Genomic DNA, 21,946 nt, shown 5'->3' on the forward strand with positions numbered 1-21,946 from the left:
ACCGTGATGAGCTTCGACGGCCTGTTTGGCGGTTAACAGAAACGTCGTCATGCGCGATGCCCATGTATGCCCTTGTTCGATGAAGCCTTTTAACTCACGCAAATGATGGGCGTGACAAAGGGCATGGGTGACTTGCGTGTATTTTGGATACGTACCGAATCCATCGTGCATCATCGTCCCTTCATATCGGGGAAGAATCCCAATATCATCGGTCGCTTTCTTTCCACGAGAAACGTGAGGAGCCAAGTACGTATATTTCGATGTACAGGCGACATGCACCCATGCGAGTTTCCCATTGATGCGCAAACTCGTTTCATCGACATGCAGGATGTTGGATTCAAGTAAGGCGTCTTCGATGATGTCCATATTTGATTCCAGCGATTCGCGTCCTCGTTTCACCATATTGGCAAGAGTTCCCGTACTGATTGGGTGTTGATATAACGCTTCGATTGTATCACTTAAACGCTTGTACGGGATCAATTGGATATGATGTAAATAAACAACAAGCGCCGTGAGCCGTGGACCGTATTGCACATGATTCGTGACATGGGATGGGAATTCGGCTTGTTGAACACATCGACAATGTGGACACGATTTCACTTCACGTTCATGTTGTGTCACCTCGATCGCTACAGGAGGGACATCAAACACTTGACGGATATCGACTTTGAACGGTTTGACTTCACGCAAAGAAGCCCCACATCCTTGACACGTATGCACACGGTGGACGACACGATGATGTGGGTTCCACTTGACGGAGCGTCGTTCCTTGATGTCCTTCTTGTCCGCCTGGCTTGTTGCCAGATGGCTTGCGAGAAGAACGTGTGTTGGCAAAACGGTCAGAAGATGGGGGCAAATGGCTATTGGAGCTGTTTTTTTTCGTGCGTGCTTCCAGCTCTTGAACACGGTACTTCAGTTGTTCATTTTCTTTGCGTAGTTGTTTGTTTTCGTGACGCAAATGTTCATTTTCTTGAACGAGTTGATGAATGAGCTGTTTTTGTTGTTGAACTTTGCCGATTAAGCTCTCAACCGTAAATACAGCTTGTTGTACCGTCAACATGCGATTCACCTCCTTGTCTATCAGCATTCACATCATAGACAAGGAAAGAAGAAAATATTCAGCTCACTTTATGATGTGGCTGAATAGTTACAATAAATATATATAAATACCCATATTAAAAGGTGAAGCCCTCACTCCGCCTTTTTGTTTCGTTTACCCTGAGTCCGACACAGTTTGAAGACCATTTTAGATAAACGAAAAGAAATACATGAGTCAATCGGGGAAGAAAGGATTTTTTATTTACTTTTCGAAAGTAATTTTTGAACCAACAAGACGAACGATGGCAATCTTTTTTACCATCGCTGTCGAAAATCCTCCCACCCCTAATTCCTGCGGCATTCAATGCTATTTTTAGGTTAACGATTGGATCAATGTTCACCGCTACATTGCCCATTGTACCACTCAAGAACCACAATTAAATTAAAGATTATTCTTGAGTCAAGTAATTAAAATGTTTATCAGTGATATATGTTAGATCAATGTCAAAATTCATCTTATCTAAGATAGGTTTAATATACTCTATTAAATGTGTGCCAGCCTCAAAATTATCAGGGAATTTACTAATATAAAAAGAATTATTATTATCACAATTTGGCTTATGTTCAACTAACCCTTCGATTACCTCAGCAATTTGGTCCACAATATTTTCTTCTAATTTTTTTTCTGAAATTATTACCGTGTGGATATAATTCTCCGCGCCTTCAAATGAATCCTCATCCTCTATTTCCTTTAAAATAGGAAAATCATCTAAAACACTAGGTCTTCTGTAATCTAAAATCAATAGCATACAGACAGTTTCATTATCTTGATTATCTAAACGAAACAACTCTAGGTCTCGCAATTTCAACATTCTTACCAATTTGAACATTAATATCACCTCTTTAACTTTGAATTCCCTTTTTCATTGCTATCTTTTCAAAGTAATTAAACATAATTAATCCGATGATGTATAAAATTTTGTGTAAAGCATTTTGCTAGAACAAAAGAAAAAAGGTAGGGTATTCTCTGATTTGGACAAAAACACATTCCAGAGAAAGGAGAACCCTACCTATGTCTAAAAGTATACCGAATGTAGACTGGGCAAATCAACTGGAAAGTGTGATTCGTCAGTTTGTAAAGGAAAAATTAGAACTGATCATGCGGGAAGAAATAAAAAATTTCCTCGAAATCGAACAGGCCGGAACATCAAATATGAGAAACGGCTACTATCAGCGAAATCTAGATACGCAATATGGCCGGATTGAGGGTCTTTTGGTTCCAAGAGACCGAAACGGGGAATTTCAAACATAGTTGTTTGTCCCTTACCAACGGCACACCGGCTGGCTTGAGGAAGCCATCATCAGGATGTATCAAAGTGGCATGAGTACGCGTGAAATTGGCAAGTTTATTGAACGAATTTTAGGCAATGCCTATTCTCCTGCAACGATCAGCCGTATTACCGATGTAGTGAAGGAAGACATCGAGAAATGGCACACTCGTCCACTGCACAAGCGTTATTCCGTCTTATATTTGGATGGTTTATACGTAAAACTTCGTCGCGAAACCGTGGAGAAAGAAGTCATTTATGTGGTGTTAGGGGTGAACGAAGAAGGATATCGCGAAATTCTTGATTTCTTTGTGGGAGGACAAGAAAGTGCCTATGTATGGCAAGAAATTCTTCAAAACCTCTACCAAAGAGGCGTCAAGGAAGTGCTTCTGAGCGTATTCGATGGTCTTTCGGGGCTGGAGGAAGCTTTTCGCTCGGTTTATCCGAAAGCAGATGTGCAGCGTTGTGTCGTGCACAAAGTCCGCAACACCCTCAGCCGTGTTCGGAAAAAAGACCAATTCGAAGTGGCCGAGGATCTCAAGCTGATTTATCGCGCGCCGAATAAGAAGATAGCGTTACAGATGTTTCAACAGTTTGAGTCGAAATGGTCCAGCAAGTACCCGAGAGAAGTCCAATCTTGGGCCAATGAGTTGGATGTCCTCCTTACATTTATGGATTATCCAAGCTGTATTCGAAGTGTGATTTACACGACGAATGCCATCGAACGAACGATCAAGGAGATTCGGAAACGCCTAAAGCCGATGAACAGTTTGAGCAGTTTAGAAGCCGCTGAAAAAGTCGTGTATTTGACCATTCAAGATTTTAATGAGAAATGGGCAGGGCGAAAGTTGCGAGGATTTGCCGAAGCGCATGAAGCCCTCGAGCGAATGTTTGAAGAACGTTATTGTTAACCAAATACTGTAAATAAACAAAATAAGGGGGTTCTCCCTTTCCACACATAAGACTGAATATTCAGTCTTATGTGTGGAGGAAATATCCCCCTCTATTCTAAATCCATTTCAGAGATACCCTATCTATCTTACATTACACAAAATTCTTGACGGTACCAGAAAACAAAAACAAGTGAGTGTGAAGTCAGGTCAAGAAGGTCTAATACTTTTTGACAGTGAAGATTTTAAGGTCTTAGACTTAAGGGTTTGGCTATGGCAGAAGGATAAAAAGATGGAATTGAAACTTGATAAAAACCGTAATTTTTATTTCCCTAAAGAAAAAGGAGAGTATCTAATTGAGGTAGACCTTCGTACCGATAGTGGAAGTGCTCAATATGTAGGGAATATAGTGATTGAGTGATAGTAAAAAACCCTTCTCGATTTCATACATGTAATGGTAAAAAAATAACACCGTTTCTTTGAAGCTTTTATCAACACACAAAAAGATGGCTAAAGTACAACTTTCTTCTTCAATCAACGGCTACTTATATTGAATAAGCGAGATATAAAAAATGCTCTGAGCTTTAAAAATGTCTGAGCATTTTTTGTGCTGATTTTCTTGATCATTTACTCTCTAATTGCACTATTCATTATAATTTTGTATTTCAAAACCAAACCTGTTATTCTAAGCATTATCTATTACGGATTAGTGAACCTGCTTATAATGGTACATCTCCTATATTTGGTACACCACTTGACATAAGTGGTGTCAGCTTGTCGACTTTGTCGACAAGCTGAAACCTTGTGTAGCACAAGGTTTTAAACAAACATTTTATTTTCTTCTTTTCGGAAGAAGCTTCTCATCGCCTGCAACACATCCGATTTTTGCTTCAAAATGTAGTAACGAAATTTTTCATCCTTAATATGTTTATATGCTGACATAAGGGTAGAGTGACGATTGTACTGATACAACTATTAATGCTATACACTTTAAATACTGTTGATTTATCAATTATCATATGACTAGTTGTGGATTGATAAACCCGCATTGCACTTTAATAATAAACTGTAGATGAACATTTTTAGTAACAATAATTACCATACGAAGAAAAGACAAACGGGGTACCCCCTATGCCACGTGAAGATGTTTTTTCACGGCATCAATGGGAATATTTTGTTTTGCTGCGCTGTAAATGAACTCCACGAGGCTGTGTCCTTTTCTCTTGCGCAGGAGATCGAGCCCATCCGAAAAATCACTGTTCGACTCGAACATGCTGTACACATACGCAAGTTGCACTAGGATCCAATACCGTTTCACCGCCCGAACTTGACGAACACGGTACCCATCGAGCTTCAGCTGGTCTTTCGACTGACGGAAAAAACATTCGATCGACCAACGCTCGGCATAGTAGCGCAAGATTTCTTCATCGCTTAGCTCTCGGTCGGTACTCAAGACGCAGTGAAGATGTTCAGATGTCATGGGCTGATCAGCTTTCCAAGCGAGGAGCACCACGGCATCATCGAGACCTTTGAGAGAGCCTTCATAGCGATACGATAACGCTCTTCTCCCACTGTGACGAGGTGAGTGTCTTTCGGTTCGATGTATTCGGCGAACTCTTTCGCTTGGATAGCGATACCCTTAGGGTAGAGAATGCGATTCGTCTTGAGCACCGCGATGACATGAAATCCTTTTTTCGGGCAGGCTTCCACAAGCGTTTTCGATGGATACCACGAATCCATCAGCACGTACACCGGACGGCGTACATCTAAAGAAGAAAGCATCTCGATGGCTAGTTCTCCTTTGCTTTTCCCAGCCCCCTTGTCGTAGAGGCGAAAGGCAAAAGGGAACGCTTGGGTCATCGTATGAACCATGAGCCAAACGAGAGAATGTCCCCAGATCGACTTTTTCTCTGTGTGAGAATAGTGCCAATCACACCCTTGAATGGCGTTCGTCGCCTGTGACGAAGGCTTTGTTTTTTGGCAAATCGTATCATCGATCGAAACAAAAATGGGTTGATTCTCTCGTTTCGAGCTGCGTTCGACACGATGAAGGATCCACTGCTGGAGTTTGCGAAGCAACGTCTCTTCCTCCCAAGGACTTTTCGTGAAAAAATGGCTTAGTGTCGTGCGATGGTTCGGATGAAAGCTCCCATGATGAAGATCGGTCAACGTTCCCGAAAAACCTTTCGTCACCATGGCATCCACGATATGAACGAGATGCTTCATGACAGGTTTCGAGAAATAAAGTGCCAACCCTAACGTTATGAAGAACTTGTCGATTCCTTGATGATGTGCTAATCTATTCATAAGACATGAACCTCCTTGTGGATAGTTGTGGCACATCTATTCTAACCAAGGAATTGGGTTCATGTCTCTTCTTTTGTTTAGTTGTAAATTTATGTTAGTGAATTTGCTCATCTATAGTAATAAAGTTTAAGTAGCAATACGGGTTTATGTGAAAAGACCAAAAGTTAATTTTAAATTATTGAATTGCCTTTAAAACAGTATTAATAAATTCTGGACCATCTTCAAAATCTAAATATCTCATACTATATTCATGTACATATTTTTCGATTTCTCTCCACGTCTCTTTATCACCTTTTTGTAAAACATCCTGCAACATTTTTAATTCGCTTATTAATTGTTTTACCATTGATTTAGGTTCTCGCTCTTTAAAATCGGTTGCCAATCCTTCAAGATCTGACCAGCTAACACTTTGATTAAAATACCCACTCATGAAATATTTGAGCATTTCTGGCTTTTTTAGATTATCCACCATAAATCACCCTTTCTCATTTTGTTGTTTTGTTTCACTATTTATTTGCCTCGCCATTTAAGTACAGGAAAGGAGGTTAAGATAATAAACCCTTCTTTTGCACTAGGATCCCTCTTCAAAACAGTGACGGCTTGCCTTATATCTCTATGTACGTTCTTTTCTCCCCTATATACCCCTTTTCCAATACTCTCTTTAGAGGTATATAATAATGTCTTTGTATCAATATCAGTGTTTAGCAACCAATTTGCAATGTCCTCTGCATTTTGTTTAATAGTCTTATCTATGACAGAAATAGCTGTATTCTTATTTGTATATGATGTAGCATTAGATTTCTCTTTTCCGTTTGCACGCTTTATCAAATCATTATCGGTTTGTGCAACATGTTTGGCCAAAGTATGACCTTGAGCTCTACCTACTTTCCTACCCTCTGAAAAATCTACAAGCTTTTTTGTATCTATAGATTTTATATTTTTCGTAAAAATACTTAACGCAGCATCATCTAATTTCTTTATACCAATCTTATAAACATCTTTTACAGCATCCGTTACTTTGGCGATACTTTTAAAATCGCCTAATCCTGGGACAAACGCAAGTAAGGCTCCTGCCACATCCTTCACAGTTGAACTTGGGTTACTCAAAACCTTATACAGGTTATATGCATCCTTAACAGTTCCTACTCCAGGAATAAAATCAGTTACTACATCTACTAGGTCTTTTGCTAAATCCCATCCCTTGTCAAATTTATTAGCTTTTGCCACTAAAAACATTTGCATCGATGTAGAGGAAATTTCTACAGTATCATTATTAGAGGAAAGAGTAGCATTTTTCAAATCCTCACGATTATTTAGATCAATACGGGAAGTCCCGAGATTGGTGTTCTGCTGGTTATATATGGTTTGAGTATTTGTTCTAATTGAATTAACTCCACTCATGATACTATTACCTCCTCACGGCTTTCTGTGTCCTCACACACGCTAGGGCTCATCTTGACGTATCACGTCAACTATGGGCTCTCCGCGCGGAAAACAGCGAGAATCATGAAAGACATTCACGGATTGTCGATTTCCCACCAGACCGTCATCAACTATGCCAACAGTGTTGCGCCGATCGTCAAGCCTTTCATCGATCACTTTCCTTACGAGCTGTCTGGTTCTTTTTGTGGTGACAAGACGTATATCCGCGTCAAAGGACTCTGGCATTACCTGTTTTTTATGTTTGATGCCGTGAAAAAGGTCGTGCTGTCTTATTGGGTCTCTCCACATCGGGATACATTCTCTGCCATCCGTGCGATCGATGACGTCCTCAAAAAGCTGCCGTCGATTCCTGAAAATTTGTCTTTTGTCGTCGATGGCAACCCGATCTACTTGTTGGCACAGCACTTTTTCGCCCAACACGGGATTTCTTTCGATGTTCGCCAAGTCATCGGGCTGACAAACGAGGATCCTGTGTCCGAGGAATATCGACCACTCAAACAGATCATTGAACGATTCCATCGGACGTTCAAAAGCAACTATCGACCGACTCACGGCTTTGGCGCTGAAGAAGGCTCTATTTCTTTCGTTACGCTCTTTGTGGCGTACTTCAACTTCTTGCGTCCGCATAGCGCGTCGGAAAAACGGGTGCCGGTCGTCATCCCGGCATTAGAGAGCCTTCCGCATATGCCGGCACGTTGGGCAAAGCTCATTGTCATGGCTCAAGAGATGTTGACCCAACAAGCCGCATCCTAAGGGCGGATTCGGCGGAGTGTACTCTTGACCATCCGAACCTCGCCAAAGGTAAAATCAGGATAGGACAAGGGCTGCTTTCCTATGCCCTTCTTTTCTGCCCTTGCCCCTACTGACCGTTTTTCTCCTTTGGCGAGTGTTGGTCAAGGGCGAATCCGATTCCACTATCCTCTTTATTTTCCTTAAACAGGTAGACTGTGATGACTTCTCATAGATCTTTTGACGCTACCATACTCATGCAGGTATATTAACTCACAAAAAAAATATTTATTACAATTACCCATATGAGTATATCACAACCCCCCCCGTTTGTCAACCGTTTTTTCACAAAAAAACCTTGTGTAGCACAAGGTTTTAAACAAACATTTTATTTTCTTCTTTTCGGAAGAAGCTTCTCATCGCCTGCAATACATCCGATTTTTGCTTCAAAATGTAGTAACGAAATTTTTCATCCTTAATATGTTTATATGCTGACATAAGGGTAGAGTGACGATTGTACTGATGCAACTGTATACGCTATACACATTTTTAAGGTGTAGCTCTGTGAAAAAGAACCACACCATTAGAATGGATACCAGTCTGCATTGCCAGCTTCGATAATAATAATGTTCACTCCATCAGTTACTATTTTGACTCTTTCAGACGATTGGTTTTCGGAAATAAGGACAACTTCTAATATTTCATCAGCATCAAAATCCTTAACACAATCTGTCTCAAAGTATGTCACATCTTCAACAACAATGAATCCATCAATCATTTCAGGATCTTTGCTTTCATCATAATCAGATTGCTGCCATTTACATAACTCAGTTCCAAGAGATACTCTTTTTGCAATGGAATCATATTCCATATTATTAATTAAACTCCCATGTAAATTATATCTTTTAAGAAAATCAGATATTCTCATCATTTCTCCGTTACAGAAAACTTATAAGATTTTATAATACTTTATAAAGTCTACGTTTCCTTCCTTGTTCATCGCGCCCGATTTCGCGAAAAGCTACTCTCGTTTTCCTTGGCGCTCCGAAGGCTTCACTTCCCCACTAACGCATGAGTACATGTGTCGCTTTACTTGGCATAGTTTTTCAAGTTGATGCTCGCGTTGAGACCACAATCGACTTCTACCTCACAAACTTCACAGTGATACGTCTGTTCCGACAAAGAAAGGTGGTCTTTTTGTTTTCAGGATAGACAGGGGAAGCAAAAACTATTCAGCTTACTTGATTTATGTACTGAATAATCACCATCACTTTTTCCTATTTTTAACAAATAAAAATATACCATACAACATCAAAAAACCTATTATCATAAAAACGAATTGCATTACTGAATAATCTCGCTGTTGAGCATAAGAATTAAATTTCCCCATTTTCTCATTTATCTGCTTATTAATCTCTTCTTGGCTTGGCGGTTCTTCAAAATCTTTTCTTATGGTCTCTACCGCCCTATTGATATAAGACTGAATCTCATCCTCTGATGGCTTCTCTGCACTGACATCTGCAAAAATAGGTGCCCTTTTTCCTAATATCGTGTCATTTATATAAATATCGTAGTAAAGACTTTGATCGTTCTCTACGAAGTCTCTTAACTTTTTGTTACTTACGTCTATATTTTCATCTAAATATATTGTCTTTACAAAATGAGGATCAATAATCGGCTCTTTCCCTTTTTGTTGTTGAATTTGGACATAATATACTTTTAGGGATTTACTTTTCTCTTCAATTTTGTAATTTAATAAAATGTGACGAACAATCCAATTTTCTTCGTCATTAGCAAAGACAACTTTGGGTATTAAATTTATTGTTATTATTGGGATAAGTATAGTTAATAAAAAGATAAATCGAATTTCTTTAATACGAATCCCCTCCAAACTATTTCATAGTGCAACTGAAATAAATTTAACTTAAGAAATACAACATTGTAAAGATACAGAACAGAACTCATTAATTAAAATATCGCTTTCGGATTTTTTATATTTTTGATCATAAAATCCACAAATTTCTCAACCCACTTCTCAGCGATTTTACCTGTTGACGCAGCTGCTGCAAATACGGTGGCCATTGAATCATAATACTCTTTCTTAACTTTATAATTTTGTGTTAATTCCATTTTTAATGTTATCTTTAGATTTTCGAATCCTTTTTTAGTTTTCAAACCAAGAAAATCTGAGAAATCAATGTCTTGCATCAATGAATGAGTAGAACTTGACATTAAATAATAACCATCAGGTTGAAGTGAATTCGGTTTCAAAGCATCTAACAGCACAAAGTATTTTGATTCAAATCCTGTATTCCCATATTGTATAGTATCTGCATAATTCCTTTCATACAATGCGGTATTATTGAGTTTTGCTTTAAGTAAATTACTTACATCCAACTGTAGTGTATCCCCTAAGGGGGTTGTGAACTTAATAGTTTTTCCATTTTGTGTAACCCTCATTGACCGGTCGAATTTAATTTCCATCTTAAGATCAAGGAACTGTTCAAGTTTAGCATTCAAAGGACCTAATGTGATATAATGTACGGCATCAGCAACATTCTTTATATCTATTTCCTTGTTGATAATTTGCAACCTAGGATTTTTATAGGTGTTCTTTTGAGATTTTATAAGTTCCACCTTGTTGTTCAAAGCATTGTAAGTATTTTTCCCAGCAATCCCATCTGCCTGAAGACCTACTGATTTTTGAAAGTCCTTAACATATTTCTCGGTCTCAGAACCATATACACCATCAACACTAACACTATAGCCTACATATTTCAACATTAACTGCAAATCTTTTACAGCTTGTCCATAACTTCCTTCTCTAAGTGTCTGACCTGTCCAATGGTCATTGGTGTTCGATGAGTTTGATTGTGATGCTGTTGTTTCTGTTCTAACATACTTTTGTAGTGCTTGATACGTTTGCTTTCCTGCAATCCCATCTGCTGCAATTCCCGCTTTCTTCTGAAATTCCTTCACAGCTTTTTCTGTATTGGCACCGTATACCCCATCAATTCCCTCGGGATTGAAACCTGCTTTATAGAGCCATGACTGCAATGTTTTCACATAATCATTCTTGTCCCCTCTTTTTAATGTTTGTCCGCTCCATAGATTATTTGTGAAGTTAGATGGATAAGTGACTCTACCAACACTATCTACAGCGTACATTTTTGAGCCTCCTCGTTATTTTTTGATTATCATCATATCAAACAACAATCAAGAAAAATGTCGAAGTATGTAATAAAGAACAAAAAAATCCCCTGCCGAGTGGCAGGGGTTATTTAACGCGCAATTTTTGACCGATGCGAATCAAATTTGAGGCCTAAAGTTATTCCATATCGTACGGTCGATACTTCTTGCGCAACGCCTCCAGTTCTTTTTTCTTTTCCTCAATGTCACTCCCCTTTTTCAACTTCTCCTGTCCATTCGAGCATCCCGCCCGTCATATTTACGACGCGGTATCCGTAACTCTCTAACAATTGGCAAGCCATACCGCTTCGATTTCCTGAGCGGCAGACAAGAATATGTTCTTGATCTTTATTCACTTCATTCATCCGCTCAAGCAGTTGACCAAGCGGGATGTGGCGCACACCTGGAATTTTACCTTGGGCCACTTCTTCATGTTCGCGCACATCAATAATACTTAGTGCACGACCTTCTTTTAATTGCTGCTCAACTTCTTGCGGCAATATATGTTTCATTTTTTCACCCCTTATATACTCATGTATGTATATTAACTCACAAAAAAATATTTATTACAATTACCCATATGAGTATATCACAAAACCCCCGCCCGTTTGTCAACCGTTTTTTCACAAAAAAACCTTGTGTAGCACAAGGTTTTAAACAAACATTTTATTTTCTTCTTTTCGGAAGAAGCTTCTCATCGCCTGCAACACATCCGATTTTTGCTTCAAAATGTAGTAACGAAATTTTTCATCCTTAATATGTTTATATGCTGACATAAGGGTAGAGTGACGATTGTACTGATTCACTTCCCCGTATCCAAACATATTCGATACTTTCATTAACTCTTGCACAAGCTTGACACAGCGGGCGTTATCGGACGTTAAATTATCGCCATCGGAAAAATGAAATGGATAAATGTTATACTTCGTCGGTGAATAGGTCGTTTCAATGACTTCAAGTGCCTTTCGATACGCTGATGAACATATCGTCCCGCCACTTTCCCCTTTTGTAAAAAATTCTTCTTCCGTTACAATTTTCGCTTCAGTATGATGCGCGATAAAAACAATATCGACCGTTTCGTATTTCGTCCGTAAAAATCGCGTCATCCAAAAGAAGAAGCTTCTAGCCATATACTTTTCCCATACGCCCATTGATCCGCTCGTGTCCATCATTGCGATGACAACCGCTTTCGAATCCGGCTTAATGACTTCATTCCACGTTTTAAATTTTAAATCTTCGGGATAAATTGGATAAAAACTCGGATTGCCACTTAATGCATTTCGTTTAAACGCAGCCATCATTGTTTTTTTCTTGTCGATGTTCCCCATCAATCCCGTTCGGCGAATATCGTTAAACTCAATATGTTGCACAACATGATCAGCGTGTTGTTTTTTCCTTAAGTCTGGAAGTTCTAATTGACTGAATAACGCTTCTTCAAGTTCCATTAGAGATACTTCTGCTTCATAATAATCTTGCCCTGCCAAATCACCTGCTCCTTGCCCTTTTCCGGGTCCTTTTTGACCGTCACCAGAACCGTCGCGCGCAATAACATCACCAACTTGACTGTCCCCATCGCCTTGGCCGACGTGCTTGTTTTTGTCATAGTTGTAACGAATTTTATATTCATCTAACGAACGAATCGGTATTTTAATGACGTCGCGACCGTTGGACATAATGATGCTTTCTTCTGTAATTAAGTCACCGAGATTATTTTTAATTGCCTCTTTCACTTTTTCCTCATGCCGTTTTTGATCATCGTGGCCTTTTCGATGGAGGGACCAATCTTCCTTTGACACAATGAAGTTTCTACTCATTTTTTCCCCTCCTACATATGAAATAATCATGCACAAATTCTTTTTCCTCGCATACACTATGTTGGCTAATAAAAAATCATAAATGAATGGCTAGTTACTTTATCCTATGCGACGACCGAAAAAAATTGACAAATGATTGCGAAAATTGTTCAAATCCCTTTCTGAAGGACAAGCCTGTTTTATACGATGATAAAACAAAGCATGCCAAGTGCGGCATGCTTTATCGGTTTAACAAGCTTCCGACATAACGAAGCAATTCATTTGCTGAAGTGGAGTTATAACCATACTCATCAATTAACCGCGCAACAACTTCATTAATTTTCTTGAGTTGTTGTTCATCAGGTGTTTTTGTAGACGTCGTAATTTTGACAATATCTTTTAAGTCTGCAAACAACTTTTTCTGGATCGCTTCACGCAACCGTTCGTGCGAATTGTAATCGAATCGTTGACCTTTGCGGGCATATGCTGAGATACGAATTAAAATTTCTTCACGAAATGCTTTTTTCGCATTCTCCGAAATGCCAATTTGCTCTTCAATCGAACGCATCAGTTTTTCATCTGGATTCATTTCTTCTCCTGTGAGCGGGTCCCGAATTTTCGCTTTGTTACAATACGCTTCTACATTATCTAAATAGTTATCCATTAACGTTTTTGCTGATTCTTCATACGAATAGACGAACGCTTTTTGTACTTCACGTTTTGCAATTTCATCGTATTCTTTTCTCGCAATCGAAATGAAATTTAAATAACGTTCCCGATCTTCTTTTGAAATAGACGGATGATGCTCTAGCCCTTCTTTTAATGCTCGCAATACATCTAATGCATTAATGGACGGTACTTCTTTTCGAATGATACAAGACGAAATACGATTAATAACATAACGTGGATCAATACCACTCATTCCTTCGTCTGGATATTCTTTTTTCAGCTCTTCGACATCCACTTCATTAAATCCTTCAACTAACTCACCGTCATACAAGCGCATTTTTTTCACAAGGTCGATATCACCGCGCTTCGGTTCTTTTAATCGCGTTAAAATGGTAAACATCGCAGCAACTCGTAGCGTATGCGGTGCAATATGCACATCTGCCACATCGCTTTCGCGAATCATTTTTTCATAAATACGCTCTTCTTCTGACACTTTTAAGTTATATGGAATCGGCATGACGATAATTCGCGAATGAAGTGCCTCATTTTTCTTATTAGCAATAAATGAACGATACTCTGTTTCATTCGTATGAGCAACAATGAGCTCATCTGCGCTAATGAGCGCAAAACGTCCTGCCTTAAAGTTTCCTTCTTGCGTCAAAGAAAGCAAATGCCATAAAAACTTTTCATCGCATTTTAACATTTCTTGAAATTCCATAATGCCGCGATTTGCTTTGTTTAACTCCCCATCAAAGCGATATGCGCGCGGATCCGATTCGGACCCATATTGAGCAATCGTAGAAAAATCAATGCTTCCTGTTAAATCAGCAATATCTTGGGACTTCGGATCGGATGGGCTGAACGTTCCGATTCCGACACGTTTATCTTCTGAGAAAAAGATGCGTTCAACCATCACATCTTCAATGCGCCCACCGTATTCTTTTTCAAGCCGCATCATGTTTAATGGAGATAAGTTTCCTTCAATACGAATGCCATACTCTTTATAAAACTCGTCGCGCAAATGGTGCGGAATTAAATGAAGCGGATCTTCATGCATCGGACATCCTTTAATTGCATATACAGCGCCACGATCGGTATATGAGTACGCTTCAAGCCCCCGCTTTAACATTGTTACAAGCGTCGATTTTCCACCGCTTACCGGTCCCATTAACAACAAAATACGCTTTCGAACATCTAATCGCTTCGCAGCTGGATGAAAATATTCTTCTACAAGACGCTCTAGCGCTTCCCCCAGTCCAAACAACTGGCCGCTAAAAAAGTTGTATTTTTTCTTTCCATCCACTTCTTCTACGCCCGCATCTTTAATCATATTGTAAACGCGAGAATGAGCGGACTGAGCCACCCACGGCTTTTCTTTTACGATTTCTAAGTACTCCGCAAATGTCCCTTCCCACTTTAACTTTTGTTCTTCTTCTCTATATTTTTGTATTTTTTTCAAAATGTCCATACACGGACCTCCTCCACCCTTGATGTCTAGCGTCATGATTATTACCATATGTATGCAAGGATGTCCGTAATCATTCGTGAAAGTATGACTTTCATCCTGATATATAATTAAGCTATAATGAAAGCGTGGACATTTTCTTGTCACTTTATAAGGGAGGAGATTTCATATGAAAACGCTTCTTGTTCTCGGCGTCATTTTCGCCTTCTTGGTTGCGATCTTTACAGCAGGATATAACGATAAGCCAGAAGTAAAAAATTAAGCGACTTTCATTCGAAAGTCGCTTAAAATACATTTGGAAAGTTTTGTTGTCTCAACGCTTCGTACACGAGAATGGCGGCTGTGTTTGATAAATTGAGCGAGCGAACGTATTCGTTCATCGGAATACGCAAACAACGTTCCATATTGTTTTCAATTAAATCTTTTGGCAATCCGCTTGTTTCACGGCCAAAAACGAAAAAATAATCTTTCGTTGGATCACTATAGTCAAACGATGTGTAATATGTTTGCCCAAACTTCGTAATAAAGAAAAATTCACCTTCTTTATATTGGTCAAAAAGCTCTTGCAATGAATCATAATAATGAATATCGACATATTCCCAATAATCTAATCCAGCACGCTTTAACATTTTATCATCGGTTGAAAATCCGAGTGGACGAATTAAATGTAACGATGTTCCTGTTGCCGCGCACGTACGCGCGATATTTCCTGTATTCGCTGGAATTTCTGGTTGATATAAAACGACATGTAAAGCCACATTCTTCACTCCTATATTCGATCAATAATATGAAAAAACTTATATTGAATATTCGGCGTATAAGCGGTTGAATCCTCGTATGACCAATAACGCATACGGCTGTTGGACGTATGAGCGTTTACAAGCGGCATCCCTTGTTTATCTTTCGCGACAACGATCGTCGTGTGATCGAATCGTCCGTCCCCTTGAAAATCATAACAAATGACGTCACCAAGAGACAACTGTTCCGGCGATTTTTTTTCGACCGCTTGAATGCCTGTTTTCGATCCGCTTAAATACCAGCGAAACGCGTTCGCGACTGTCCACGTATAACTCCAATCGTTTTTCCTCATCCACCATCCTTTTGTTTTATTGGGATAGCCCATCATCGGAATGCCCCCCGCATGCAAGCATTGTGAAATAAAATTTGTACAATCTACAGAGAATTTTTGGAACGCTGGATTATAATCATTCCACCATATTTCAGCATATCGTACTGCGGCTAGTCGATCATACGTATAACGAACACGTTCACCATCATCTCGTTCTTGCTTTTTTTCAACTTGTTCCGTCTCCATGTTAGGCAAAAGCGGGCGATCACTCACAAGCTCACGTCGTTCAAATATTGCTTCACGCATCTCTTGTTCCTCTTCAACATACATCCAGCCGTGTTGCCAAATAAAAAAACGAAAACGAACGATATAACGCACGAATGTTTTTGAAACGATATGTTTCCGTTCAATGATTGTTCCCTTTCCTTCACATTTCACAAGGTTGGCATTTCGCTTAGCTAACAACTGCTTTTTTCGTTCGATTTCTTCATCCGTGACATCGCTTATAAAAAAACGCCGGATACGTTCATCGAGAAGATCGTGTAGTCGTTTTCTCATCCCGCTCACCACTTTTTCGTTTTTTACTACGTTATGTCACAAACACTGGAAAAACAACTACACTCTTTTAAGCATCGCTAACGCTTTGTCAATTTCCCGAATGACGTCTTCATCTCGTTCTCGCTCTTTTGCTTGTTGCAACATAGGGGCAACTTCGCGCTTTCCAATTTTCCCAAGCGCCCACGCCGCAGTTCCGCGAATGACTGGGCGTGAATCTTCCTGAAGCAGTACCAATAAGTCATCAATTGCACTTTCATCTTTATAATGGGCCAATGCAATAATCGCATTCCGTTGAATCGGTTTTTTTCCGCGCCACGCTCCCGATAAATGTCCAAACGTTTCTTTAAATTGTCGGTTTGTCATATGAAGAAGCGGTTTTAATAAAGGTTTCACCACTTCTGGATCCGGCTCCATCTCTGGATGAAAGTGAAAGTCTTTCCCTTTATTTTTTGGACAAACGAGCTGGCACGTATCACATCCGTACAATCGATTACCAATTTTATCGCGAAACTCATCAGGAATAAACGTTTTCGTTTGCGTTAAAAAAGCGATACATCGTTTCGCATTCAACTGTCCCCCTTGCACAAGTGCGCCTGTCGGACAAGCATCAATGCAGCGCGTGCACGTCCCGCATTGATCTTCAATTGGCGCATCCGGAGGAAACGGGATATTTGTAATCATTTCTCCTAAATATACGTACGATCCAAACTCTGGCGTAATAATTGAGCAGTTTTTCCCACTCCATCCGATGCCTGCACGCTCGGCTACTGCACGATCAGCTAATTCCCCTGTATCGACCATCGACTTCACTCGCGCATCTGGCACGCGCGCTAAAATAAATTGCTCTAATTGTTGCAAACGATCGCGTAAAATGATGTGATAATCTTGTCCCCAAGATGCGCGACAAAAAATGCCTCTTCGTTCTGTTTTCGTGCTTCGCGGTGCGTTTTTTAGCTTCGACGGATACGCGAGGGCAATTGCAATAATAGAACGTGCTTCTGGAAGCAATAAAGATGGGGTTGTCCGCTTTTCAATATCAGGCTCCTCAAATCCTGATTCATATCCGAGTTGTTGCTGGTGACGCAGTCGTTCTTTTAATTCAATAAACGGATCCGCACTGGCAAAACCAATTTTATCAATACCGATCGTTCGGCTATACTGAATGATTTCTTCTTTTAGCGCTTCAACGTCCATCCCTGAATCCCTCCTTTCTTCGTTGTTTATGTTACAATGTAAAGAAAAAGGAGTGAGCGATATGTTAACCATTTGTGACACAATAAAACAGCGCGTATCCCATTTTAAAATCGGTGTCCTTACATACGATCAAATCGTCGTCGGTCCGTCCCCCAACATGTTGAAAGGGAAACTTCGACAATTTCAAGAGTTGCTATATTTTGATATGGAACAAACTCCGTTAGCTGAATGGCCAGAAGTAAAAGAATGGCGGTCTGTATTTAAACAAATTGGCACAGATCCGGGCCGATATCGTCCTTCGTCAGAAAGTTTACTTCGTCGTGTACAAAAGCAAAACTTTATTCCATCCATTCATTCAGCAGCTGATGTCAATAACTTTTTTTCCTTATATTATAAACTTCCGATCGGTATTTATGATCGGGATCAGCTAACAGGGGATATAGCCGTCACGATCGGTACACAAGCAGATGAATATATCGGCATCAATGATCGGACGACAAATTTTGATCGAAAACTCGTCACAAAAGACGCTCAAGGCCCGTTCGGCAGTCCAATCGTTGATTCGAAACGAACAATGGTTACAGAGCAAACAACAAATGCAATTCAAATCGTATATTTTCTGCCCTCATTTACAGAAACGCAATGTGAACAAATATTGCAAGCGATGAAAGAGATGTTTATTCAAATCCATGGGGGTACAGCTCATACACAACTCATCATATAACAAATACGGGGCGAAGCGAAATAAAAAAACGCAATGCCCCGTTCATCTTCGAAACGAAACACTGCGTTGTCCCCGTATGTATGGAGCGGGTGATGGGAATCGAACCCACGACATCAGCTTGGAAGGCTGAGGTTTTACCACTAAACTACACCCGCATGCTTAGATTAACTATGTCTATCATCATTCAGCACGCCCTACCATGCCTCTTCCTCTACTCGCCTACTCGATGATGATCGATGCGTCGAGGCAACTCGCCGCTTATTCGACGATGCGCTGCTCGTGGCTGAGGTTTTACCACTAAACTACACCCGCACATGCGGAAAAAGTAGAAATTTGTCGAATGAAATGTAAAAATAAAAAACAGGAATCCCTGTTTCGTAATTACGCTTTACATTATATCGACTCCCCTCGGACAAGTCAATACCTTGTTCACAACTTTTTCAAAAATGCATCACTCATCTCTTTATAACTCATTTTTCCCTATAAAATCAATGCGCGCATATATGCCTGGACAATAATAGGCATCGTGGTTACAAATGAAGAAGAGATTTGACATAACACCTTTTGGTTTCATACACAATCAAATTCATATAATCAAAAACGATGATTTTTGCGAGATGGAGTCCAAAAAGCGATTTGGTACGCTTCATACAACTTTTTTTGCAATTCGCTACTGATAAATCCTTTATCACCCAAATTAAAAGGATGAGAAATTTGGGTCATGACGGTTTCCGCTGCGATTCGATCGTGACAGGACGCCTCCGTTACCACGTACCCCATCGGCAGTCCTTGGTCGGTCACTTGAAGATGAAGCTTAAACCCATAGTACCACTGCTTTTTCGACGCACAAAGCCCGATGTCCGCGATCCCTTGGAATCGTTTGACACGGTACATTCTTGCGGCATGGCACAACTCGAGTGGCATACTATCTACGACCGCATAGGCGTGGTGCTGCCCACGTTTGGCTAGCTCATGGCGAATCCATTTGATCGCAAAGCGTAGCGCTCGACAACGACGATTGTAGCGAGAACGTTCGAGAAAATGTCCATCCGTAAACAAGTTCCCAGTCACAAAGCGATGTCATGCACGTTCGGAAGAGAAGCCAAGCAGCTTCCCTAAAAGATGAATAGCAATGATTACCGCATCTTCTTGTTTCACCAAATGACAATTGCGACGTTGCAAATACATTTGAATCGATGGCAGTTGAGCAGAAACAAAGAAAAAAATGGCTGCATATTGTTTTTGAATCTTTGCTTGATCTGTAGTAAAATGAAAGTGCTCTTGCATGGGAATTCTCCTTTCGAATGTTGGTTGGCACTTCCATTCTACAGGAGATCCACAAGCAAGAGCTATTTTTATGCTTACTCGAGTTTATCTAGCACCACGGGTTTCTAAAAAACTGAATAAAAAATCCTTTTGTTCCGCCCTACCAAGGTGCGAAATATGAGTTAGTAACAACTTGACGCGTTCGCTTTTCTTAACGAGATAATACCGCAAAAACAACAATAAAACAAGGCGGAGCGAACCGCCTTTTAGTTGTTAATCTTTCCCATCTCTTTGTTAAAATCCATGACGAGTGGCGCTATACTTCTTCCAACTGAACTTGCTTACAAATAATTTTTAACAACGGCTCTTTATAATCAAAGGTATAGATATGAAAATGGTAAAATTCGCTTGAATTTGCTTCTACATTTTCGAAGAGAATAATAGTGAACAAGCTATCAAAATGGATATCACGCCTTGACATTTCTAGTATCTCTTTTTTTATTTTGTACTCCACATCTAGGCAATCCTTAAAATGCAACGCTAATGTCCTATTTTCCTCCCTATTCTCCTGTGTATCCCAATAATAGTCTATCGTGATAGATAGGTCTAATGGATTATTCCATTTCATATCCGTTATGATACTATCCGTGAAATCAAAATGATCTTTAATTTCTTTATAGTTGTTCGCAATGATCATTTTATTCACCTACTTTCCAAAATAAAAATGCGTCAAATGTATTCGGTAAATAAAAAACAAGGGATTTCACCTTCGTGAAACCCCTTGTCCCTAAAACCTTTTCCCTATTTAACAGTGCCGATGGTGGGAGTCGAACCCACACGGGGGGCTACCCCACACGATTTTGAGTCGTGCGCGTCTGCCAGTTCCGCCACATCGGCATGAAACAATTAAATTGTATCATGCTATCTTATTTTGTCAAGCCTTTTCAGTGCCGAGGGCCGGACTCGAACCGGCACGGTAGTCACCTACCGCAGGATTTTAAGTCCTGTGCGTCTGCCAATTCCGCCACCCCGGCGCATAAAAAAATGGAGGCGGCAACCGGATTCGAACCGGTGGTAAAGGTTTTGCAGACCTCTGCCTTACCACTTGGCTATGCCGCCATGAAACAAAGAGCGGAAGACGGGACTCGAACCCGCGACCCCCACCTTGGCAAGGTGGTGTTCTACCACTGAACTACTTCCGCATATATGGCTGGGGTAGCTGGATTCGAACCAACGCATCACGGAGTCAAAGTCCGTTGCCTTACCGCTTGGCTATACCCCAAAATTTTCAAGCATATATGGGGCGACTAGTGGGAATCGAACCCACGAATGCCAGAGCCACAATCTGGTGCGTTAACCACTTCGCCATAGCCGCCACGTTTTTTGGCAGGGGCAGTAGGAATCGAACCCACACCGGAGGTTTTGGAGACCTCTGTTCTACCATTAAACTATGCCCCTAAAGTCAAGATGGTGGAGGGGGACGGATTCGAACCGCCGAACCCAAGGGGAGCGGATTTACAGTCCGCCGCGTTTAGCCACTTCGCTACCCCTCCGCAGATGGTGCCGGCTGCAGGACTTGAACCCGCAACCTACTGATTACAAGTCAGTTGCTCTACCAATTGAGCTAAGCCGGCATCATTTAACATGGTGGCTCGGGACGGAATCGAACCGCCGACACAAGGATTTTCAGTCCTTTGCTCTACCGACTGAGCTACCGAGCCATACATGGCGGTCCCGACGGGACTCGAACCCGCGATCTCCTGCGTGACAGGCAGGCATGTTAACCACTACACTACGGGACCATTTTGGTTGCGGGGGCAGGATTTGAACCTGCGACCTTCGGGTTATGAGCCCGACGAGCTACCTGGCTGCTCCACCCCGCGATGATAAAAGTAAATCAATGTTCATACATGGTGGAGGATGACGGGATCGAACCGCCGACCCCTTGCTTGTAAGGCAAGTGCTCTCCCAGCTGAGCTAATCCTCCATTGCATCTTGCCCGGCAACGTCCTACTCTCGCAGGCGGTGTCCCGCCAACTACCATCGGCGCTGGAGAGCTTAACTTCCGTGTTCGGGATGGGAACGGGTGTGACCTCTCCGCCATCGTCACCGAGCAAGAATGCTTTAGACAAATGTTATTATAACGGAATATTTTTTGTTGTCAAGCATTTTTTATTCCTTCAAAACTAGATAACAGGGCTTGGCTGGACAGTCGCCTACGCTTTTCGTGATGTCTAGCTTCGAACTAACATCCTCCTACGCCTTTCGTGTGTGTTTAGTTAAG

Annotated in this window: 15 protein-coding genes, 14 tRNA genes, 1 rRNA gene and 7 pseudogenes; 4 read left to right on the forward strand and 33 right to left on the reverse strand. The window is 40.7% G+C overall.

The genetic code is table 11. From position 1 onward, the window contains the following. Together tnpC and ABEV15_RS03090 are read right to left on the reverse strand one after the other, a co-directional pair. Window positions 1-1,060: pseudogene (gene tnpC, locus ABEV15_RS03085) on the reverse strand (IS66 family transposase); the annotation flags it as partial. Between the two features lie 427 nt (window positions 1,061-1,487). Continuing rightward, a complete protein-coding gene (locus tag ABEV15_RS03090) occupies window positions 1,488-1,928 on the reverse strand; it encodes a hypothetical protein (protein WP_003354865.1) in 441 nt (146 codons plus the stop codon). A 182-nt stretch (window positions 1,929-2,110) separates the two neighbouring features. Here ABEV15_RS03090 and ABEV15_RS03095 point away from each other — a divergent pair. Further along, window positions 2,111-3,277 (forward strand): annotated as a pseudogene (locus ABEV15_RS03095) (IS256 family transposase). 271 nt (window positions 3,278-3,548) lie between these two features. After that, entirely contained in the window at window positions 3,549-3,677 is a 129-nt protein-coding gene (locus ABEV15_RS03100) for a hypothetical protein (RefSeq protein ID WP_498852332.1), read from the forward strand. Window positions 3,678-4,075: 398 nt separating this feature from the next. Here the strand turns inward: ABEV15_RS03100 and ABEV15_RS03105 are convergent. From ABEV15_RS03105 to ABEV15_RS03120, 4 genes and pseudogenes are all read right to left on the reverse strand, one after another. Continuing rightward, window positions 4,076-4,222: pseudogene (locus ABEV15_RS03105) on the reverse strand (sporulation protein YhbH); the annotation flags it as partial. A 163-nt stretch (window positions 4,223-4,385) separates the two neighbouring features. Beyond that, window positions 4,386-5,563, reverse strand: a pseudogene (locus ABEV15_RS03110) (IS701 family transposase). Window positions 5,564-5,738: 175 nt separating this feature from the next. Then, entirely contained in the window at window positions 5,739-6,032 is a 294-nt protein-coding gene (locus ABEV15_RS03115; protein WP_033016570.1) for a contact-dependent growth inhibition system immunity protein, read from the reverse strand. A gap of 41 nt (window positions 6,033-6,073) precedes the next feature. Further along, the gene (locus ABEV15_RS03120; protein ID WP_498852333.1) at window positions 6,074-6,964 is read right to left on the reverse strand and encodes an RNase A-like domain-containing protein; all 891 of its coding nucleotides are present in this window, start codon (window positions 6,962-6,964) and stop codon (window positions 6,074-6,076) included. Between the two features lie 15 nt (window positions 6,965-6,979). On the opposite strand from ABEV15_RS03120, the pseudogene ABEV15_RS03125 reads away from it, so the two are divergent. Further along, a pseudogene (locus ABEV15_RS03125) lies at window positions 6,980-7,759 on the forward strand (IS6 family transposase); the annotation flags it as partial. A gap of 351 nt (window positions 7,760-8,110) precedes the next feature. Here ABEV15_RS03125 and ABEV15_RS03130 read toward each other — a convergent pair. From ABEV15_RS03130 to queG, 10 genes and pseudogenes are all read right to left on the reverse strand, one after another. Next, window positions 8,111-8,266, reverse strand: a pseudogene (locus tag ABEV15_RS03130) (sporulation protein YhbH); the annotation flags it as partial. Window positions 8,267-8,318: 52 nt separating this feature from the next. Beyond that, entirely contained in the window at window positions 8,319-8,663 is a 345-nt protein-coding gene (locus ABEV15_RS03135; RefSeq protein WP_498852334.1) for a hypothetical protein, read from the reverse strand. 339 nt (window positions 8,664-9,002) lie between these two features. Then, window positions 9,003-9,626: a hypothetical protein gene (locus ABEV15_RS03140; RefSeq protein ID WP_498852335.1), complete on the reverse strand. Its 624-nt coding sequence runs from the start codon at window positions 9,624-9,626 to the stop codon at window positions 9,003-9,005. A 77-nt stretch (window positions 9,627-9,703) separates the two neighbouring features. Next, window positions 9,704-10,903: a peptidoglycan-binding domain-containing protein gene (locus ABEV15_RS03145; RefSeq protein ID WP_498852336.1), complete on the reverse strand. Its 1,200-nt coding sequence runs from the start codon at window positions 10,901-10,903 to the stop codon at window positions 9,704-9,706. Window positions 10,904-11,130: 227 nt separating this feature from the next. Next, the gene (locus tag ABEV15_RS03150; RefSeq protein WP_498852337.1) at window positions 11,131-11,436 is read right to left on the reverse strand and encodes a rhodanese-like domain-containing protein; all 306 of its coding nucleotides are present in this window, start codon (window positions 11,434-11,436) and stop codon (window positions 11,131-11,133) included. A 141-nt stretch (window positions 11,437-11,577) separates the two neighbouring features. Then, complete coding sequence (gene yhbH / locus ABEV15_RS03155; RefSeq protein WP_498852338.1) at window positions 11,578-12,738, reverse strand: sporulation protein YhbH; 1,161 nt, start codon at window positions 12,736-12,738, stop codon at window positions 11,578-11,580. A 220-nt stretch (window positions 12,739-12,958) separates the two neighbouring features. After that, window positions 12,959-14,854 carry a PrkA family serine protein kinase gene (locus ABEV15_RS03160; protein ID WP_498852339.1) on the reverse strand — a complete coding sequence of 632 codons (1,896 nt, stop codon included), beginning with the start codon at window positions 14,852-14,854 and terminating at the stop codon, window positions 12,959-12,961. A gap of 281 nt (window positions 14,855-15,135) precedes the next feature. Next, window positions 15,136-15,609, reverse strand: coding sequence for a tRNA (uridine(34)/cytosine(34)/5-carboxymethylaminomethyluridine(34)-2'-O)-methyltransferase TrmL (gene trmL, locus ABEV15_RS03165; RefSeq protein ID WP_498852340.1), 474 nt, complete (start codon window positions 15,607-15,609; stop codon window positions 15,136-15,138). An 11-nt stretch (window positions 15,610-15,620) separates the two neighbouring features. Then, window positions 15,621-16,478 (reverse strand): amidase domain-containing protein, encoded by an 858-nt coding sequence (locus ABEV15_RS03170; RefSeq protein WP_498852341.1) that lies wholly within the window; start codon window positions 16,476-16,478, stop codon window positions 15,621-15,623. Between the two features lie 57 nt (window positions 16,479-16,535). Continuing rightward, entirely contained in the window at window positions 16,536-17,672 is a 1,137-nt protein-coding gene (gene queG, locus ABEV15_RS03175) for a tRNA epoxyqueuosine(34) reductase QueG (protein WP_498852342.1), read from the reverse strand. A 61-nt stretch (window positions 17,673-17,733) separates the two neighbouring features. Here queG and ABEV15_RS03180 point away from each other — a divergent pair, with 61 nt between their 5' ends. After that, a complete protein-coding gene (locus ABEV15_RS03180; protein WP_498852343.1) occupies window positions 17,734-18,396 on the forward strand; it encodes a B3/B4 domain-containing protein in 663 nt (220 codons plus the stop codon). 81 nt (window positions 18,397-18,477) lie between these two features. Here ABEV15_RS03180 and ABEV15_RS03185 read toward each other — a convergent pair. The 17 genes and pseudogenes from ABEV15_RS03185 to rrf all read right to left on the reverse strand — a co-directional run bounded on the left by ABEV15_RS03185 (window position 18,478) and on the right by rrf (window position 21,776). Further along, a tRNA-Gly gene (locus ABEV15_RS03185) sits at window positions 18,478-18,551 on the reverse strand. Between the two features lie 445 nt (window positions 18,552-18,996). After that, a pseudogene (locus ABEV15_RS03190) lies at window positions 18,997-19,683 on the reverse strand (IS982 family transposase); the annotation flags it as partial. 295 nt (window positions 19,684-19,978) lie between these two features. Next, entirely contained in the window at window positions 19,979-20,359 is a 381-nt protein-coding gene (locus ABEV15_RS03195; protein ID WP_051035038.1) for a hypothetical protein, read from the reverse strand. A 115-nt stretch (window positions 20,360-20,474) separates the two neighbouring features. Next, window positions 20,475-20,559: transfer RNA gene (locus ABEV15_RS03200), tRNA-Leu, on the reverse strand. Window positions 20,560-20,610: 51 nt separating this feature from the next. Next, window positions 20,611-20,696: transfer RNA gene (locus ABEV15_RS03205), tRNA-Leu, on the reverse strand. 11 nt (window positions 20,697-20,707) lie between these two features. Then, window positions 20,708-20,781, reverse strand: a tRNA-Cys gene (locus ABEV15_RS03210). An 11-nt stretch (window positions 20,782-20,792) separates the two neighbouring features. Beyond that, window positions 20,793-20,864, reverse strand: a tRNA-Gly gene (locus ABEV15_RS03215). A gap of 5 nt (window positions 20,865-20,869) precedes the next feature. Beyond that, window positions 20,870-20,944: transfer RNA gene (locus ABEV15_RS03220), tRNA-Gln, on the reverse strand. A 17-nt stretch (window positions 20,945-20,961) separates the two neighbouring features. Further along, window positions 20,962-21,037 (reverse strand) — tRNA-His (locus ABEV15_RS03225). Between the two features lie 9 nt (window positions 21,038-21,046). Next, a tRNA-Trp gene (locus ABEV15_RS03230) sits at window positions 21,047-21,120 on the reverse strand. 10 nt (window positions 21,121-21,130) lie between these two features. Beyond that, window positions 21,131-21,215 (reverse strand) — tRNA-Tyr (locus tag ABEV15_RS03235). A gap of 5 nt (window positions 21,216-21,220) precedes the next feature. Continuing rightward, window positions 21,221-21,296: transfer RNA gene (locus ABEV15_RS03240), tRNA-Thr, on the reverse strand. An 11-nt stretch (window positions 21,297-21,307) separates the two neighbouring features. Continuing rightward, window positions 21,308-21,383: transfer RNA gene (locus ABEV15_RS03245), tRNA-Phe, on the reverse strand. A 5-nt stretch (window positions 21,384-21,388) separates the two neighbouring features. Next, a tRNA-Asp gene (locus tag ABEV15_RS03250) sits at window positions 21,389-21,464 on the reverse strand. Between the two features lie 4 nt (window positions 21,465-21,468). Further along, window positions 21,469-21,545 (reverse strand) — tRNA-Met (locus ABEV15_RS03255). A 28-nt stretch (window positions 21,546-21,573) separates the two neighbouring features. Next, window positions 21,574-21,649: transfer RNA gene (locus ABEV15_RS03260), tRNA-Val, on the reverse strand. Between the two features lie 10 nt (window positions 21,650-21,659). Then, window positions 21,660-21,776: ribosomal RNA gene (gene rrf / locus ABEV15_RS03265) — 5S ribosomal RNA — on the reverse strand. Window positions 21,777-21,946: the final 170 nt, after the last annotated feature.

Origin of the sequence: Bhargavaea massiliensis (assembly GCF_050480245.1) — a bacterium.
Taxonomy (GTDB): domain Bacteria; phylum Bacillota; class Bacilli; order Bacillales; family Anoxybacillaceae; genus Anoxybacillus.